The sequence below is a fragment of the Actinomycetota bacterium genome (genome assembly GCA_018334075.1).
GTDB lineage: Bacteria > Actinomycetota > Coriobacteriia > Anaerosomatales > UBA912 > JAGXSC01.
The window spans coordinates 1-3318 of the sequence record JAGXSC010000062.1 but is presented as its reverse complement, the minus strand read 5'-3'; the positions used below and the strand labels follow the sequence as shown (position 1 = coordinate 3318).

Sequence of the window (3318 nt, the reverse complement as noted above, 5' to 3'; positions counted from 1 at the left end):
GGCCTTTCCGGGCGGGGGTTGCCAGCGCCCGCCAGTGCAGCCCAAAATGGTCCTAGTGAACGCTGCACCAGTTCACATGAAATTGCGCACTGCACCAACATCCAGTCAATGCCCTCGAACCCAGGCTGGGCGCGGCTTGCCGACCGATAAGGTTGCTGGTGTCAGGGAGACGGCCGCCGGTGTTATGCAGCAGTTCTGTCTCCCCATATCACGTTAGGCCACACAATTCACCTCATCCCTCCCGCCCAGAAGAATCCATGCCACGGCTAGACGAAGTCTTCAAGAAGTCGGGTGTGCCGACGCATACCTTTGTGCCGCCCCTTGAGTACGACCGGGTAACTGTGGCGCTGCGCACGCCAGGCAGATGCATGATTGTCGAAGGCCCATCCGGCATCGGCAAGACGTCCTGCGTCAAACGTGCCCTAGAGGATGTCGGCCTCTCCAACTCATGCCTGTTTCTTTCCGCCCGCAAGGCAGCAGACGTCGAGCTCATCAAGGTCCTTCACACGATGAAGGGAATCGGCGTGGTGGTGGTCGACGATTTCCATAGACTTCCGGCGCCATCGAAGCAAACGTTGACAGACTTCGTCAAGGTTCTTGCGGACGAAGAAGACGAGTCCAGCAAAATCATCCTCATAGGCATTAACCAAGCTGGACAAACACTGGTCGAGTACGCTCCGGACGTACTGCACCGCGTAGAGATCATTAAGGTTGGCAGAACCAACCTTGAGCGAATCGCGCAGATGATCAAGCTCGGCGAAGCCGCGCTCAATTGTCGCTTGGCTATCGGTGATGAAATCGCGCAGGAGGCGGAAGGCAGCTTCGCAATGGCGCAAGTCCTTTGTCACGAGGCTTGCCTTCAGGACAAGCTTCACGAGGCGTGTGCTGCCCCCAATCCAAAGGAGGTCACCGTCAGCTTGCCATGCATACGGGAGGCGGTCCTCAGTGACTTAAGCCCAAGGTTCTTCCCAATTGCTCGAGAGTTCTCCACTGGCAATAAGCTACGCCGCGAAGGGAGAGCGCCATATCTGAACCTACTGCGCTGGGTATCCAAAACTCCAGAAGGGGCACTGGATACCAAAGATGCGATGGCCGCCAATCCTGCACTAAAGGGCAGTGTTTCGCAGGTGATCGAGAAGGGCCACCTGAATACGCTGATCTCGGGGAGTCATGCAATCGCCGAACTCATTCACTTCGAGCCGCAGACAGGATTGCTTACCACAGAGGATCCAAAGTTTCTCTACTTTACCCGACACATCATTTGGTCGAAGTTTGCTCGTCAGATTGGCTATTTCAGCATCGATTTCAAGAGCAAGTTTGATTTCGCTCTTTCTTTCGCCGGAGAGAATCGAGACGTTGCTGAGGCGCTGACCAAGGCACTGGAGGCGCGCGAGATCAGCGTCTTCTATGACAAGAACGAGCAGCACAGAATACTGGCCAATGACGTTGAGGAGTATCTGGCTCCGATCTACCGGAGTGAGTCTAAGTTTGTGGTGCCGCTACTGAGCAAGGACTACCCAAAGAAGATCTGGACCAAGTTCGAATCCGAGCAGTTCAAGCAGCGTTTCGGGACAGGGTCAGTAATCCCAATCTGGTTCTCGGATGCGCCGCCTGGGATGTTCGATGAGACACGCAAGTATGGTGGCATCGCCTACGACGTAGGCTCCGACCTTGCCACTCAGGCGCAGTCAATCGCAGATGTGCTTGCCGGCAAGCTCGCCGAAGATCGGCAAGCGGAAGCTCGCGCCGAGGCGGCAGAAGGTGTAGCCTAAATCACGTTAACCACCAAGGAGTCCAGCTGATGATTCGAGCTTTGGCTACCGCCCTTATATTGACCTTTGCTGCGTCGGCATGCTCCACGATTCAAACGTACGAAATCTTGCACCAGCCGACCGACCGTCAGTTGTCGACCCACGTCGGGGGCCAGGTCATGCGGATCGCCCGGTCGTCTGACCTACCAAACGCTTTCGGAAAAGCTGACGTGTTTGGCGGAAAGGTAGATCGCGGCTTTACCGAGTTGCGGTTCCAAGGACTCGCTCCTGACGGACGCCTCGTTTTCCGCGTGACGGAGATCGAGACGGCGTCCACTGAGACCACAATGAGCCGGTACGGTGTGCGCCAAACCACCTTCAACGCCACGCAGTTTGGGAACACGGTTACGGGCAACGTCACAACGTTTGACCCGCCGCGTGGCAGTACCGACCGCTTACCGCCGAACACCACGCAGTTCGCAGTTGCACAGGGCACACGTGAGTTCACCGTGGCTGGCATCCGTGTTGTACTACTGCAGGCGACAGAAACGTCGCTCCTGTATGAGCTGCGTCGTGGTGGTTAACTTAGCGGTGCAGCCGACCCGTGCGAACTCCGCTCGCCCGGTCGGCTGACCTCGGCGTTAGAGTCATTGGAGATCACATGTCAACCTCAGTTGTCACCACATGTCGAAGAACATCCTGTAGGCCAAACCATTCGATTGAGCGGATATGCCCCGGCAAGCCGGGTCATGCCGCTCGTTTCAAACGTTCGGTGGCATGATGACCGCATCTCGGTGGCCGCTTTCAACCCCAAGCGGCCGCCACCATACGCCAAAAGATTGCATGCATACCGAACGGTACGATATAAGCTTAGGCCGTTGAGGTACCCCTATGTATTTGCCAAACCACTTTGCAGAACCGCGGGATGAAGAGTTGCTGCGGACGATCGCAGCCCATCCGCTCGGTGCACTGGTAGTTGACGGCCCCAATGGGCTCGACGCGAATCATGTGCCCTTCCTGATCGACGCAGCGAGCGGTGGCAAGAAGCTTCTGGCTCATGTGGCCAGAGCCAATCCTTTGTGGAAAGAGGTCAAGGACGGAGACGAGGCACTCGTCATTTTTCGCGCCGATGACGCGTACATCTCACCGAGCTGGTATCCCAGCAAGCATGAGCTTCATCGCCAAGTTCCAACTTGGAACTATTGCGTTGTGCATGTCCACGGACGTCTCTTCATCCGAGACAACGAGAAATTTGTACGCGGCGTCGTCGCTCGGCTTACTCGCATGCACGAAGGGCAGGCCGGATCGCCCAAGCCCTGGAAGATGACGGATTCATCACCCGAGTACATCGATCAGATGCTATCGAATATCGTCGGCATCGAAATCGAAATAGCAAAAATTGTCGGCAAGTGGAAGCTAAGCCAAAACAGGGAGGAGCGAGACCGCGTCAACGCGGCGCACGAACTCCGCAAGCGCGGCGAGCTGGCGATCTCGGGAGCAATGTTGGGCACGGTGGGCAGCAAGAGTTAGCATGCTTGAGATCCGCTCCCGGCCGAGGCCAACCACC

Annotated in this window: 3 protein-coding genes; all 3 read left to right on the top strand. The window is 56.8% G+C overall.

Annotated features, from left to right (window positions below; genetic code table 11):
• Nucleotides 1-257: 257 nt before the first annotated feature.
• The 3 genes from KGZ89_07965 (at nucleotide 258) to KGZ89_07955 (ending at nucleotide 3281) form a co-directional block, all read left to right on the top strand.
• On the top strand, nucleotides 258-1772 hold the full coding sequence (locus KGZ89_07965) for a TIR domain-containing protein (GenBank protein MBS3974782.1): 1515 nt from the start codon (nucleotides 258-260) through the stop codon (nucleotides 1770-1772).
• A gap of 29 nt (nucleotides 1773-1801) precedes the next feature.
• The gene (locus KGZ89_07960) at nucleotides 1802-2335 is read left to right on the top strand and encodes a peptidase (protein MBS3974781.1); all 534 of its coding nucleotides are present in this window, start codon (nucleotides 1802-1804) and stop codon (nucleotides 2333-2335) included.
• A gap of 307 nt (nucleotides 2336-2642) precedes the next feature.
• Nucleotides 2643-3281 (top strand): FMN-binding negative transcriptional regulator, encoded by a 639-nt coding sequence (locus tag KGZ89_07955; protein MBS3974780.1) that lies wholly within the window; start codon nucleotides 2643-2645, stop codon nucleotides 3279-3281.
• Nucleotides 3282-3318 lie beyond the last annotated feature (37 nt).

Bases quoted from the DNA above. Each gene is read 5' to 3' on its own strand.
- KGZ89_07960 (MBS3974781.1), top strand. From the start codon at position 1,802: ATGATTCGAGCTTTGGCTACCGCCCTTATATTGACCTTTGCTGCGTCG.
- KGZ89_07955 (MBS3974780.1), top strand. From the start codon at position 2,643: ATGTATTTGCCAAACCACTTTGCAGAACCGCGGGATGAAGAGTTGCTG.
- KGZ89_07965 (MBS3974782.1), top strand. From the start codon at position 258: ATGCCACGGCTAGACGAAGTCTTCAAGAAGTCGGGTGTGCCGACGCAT.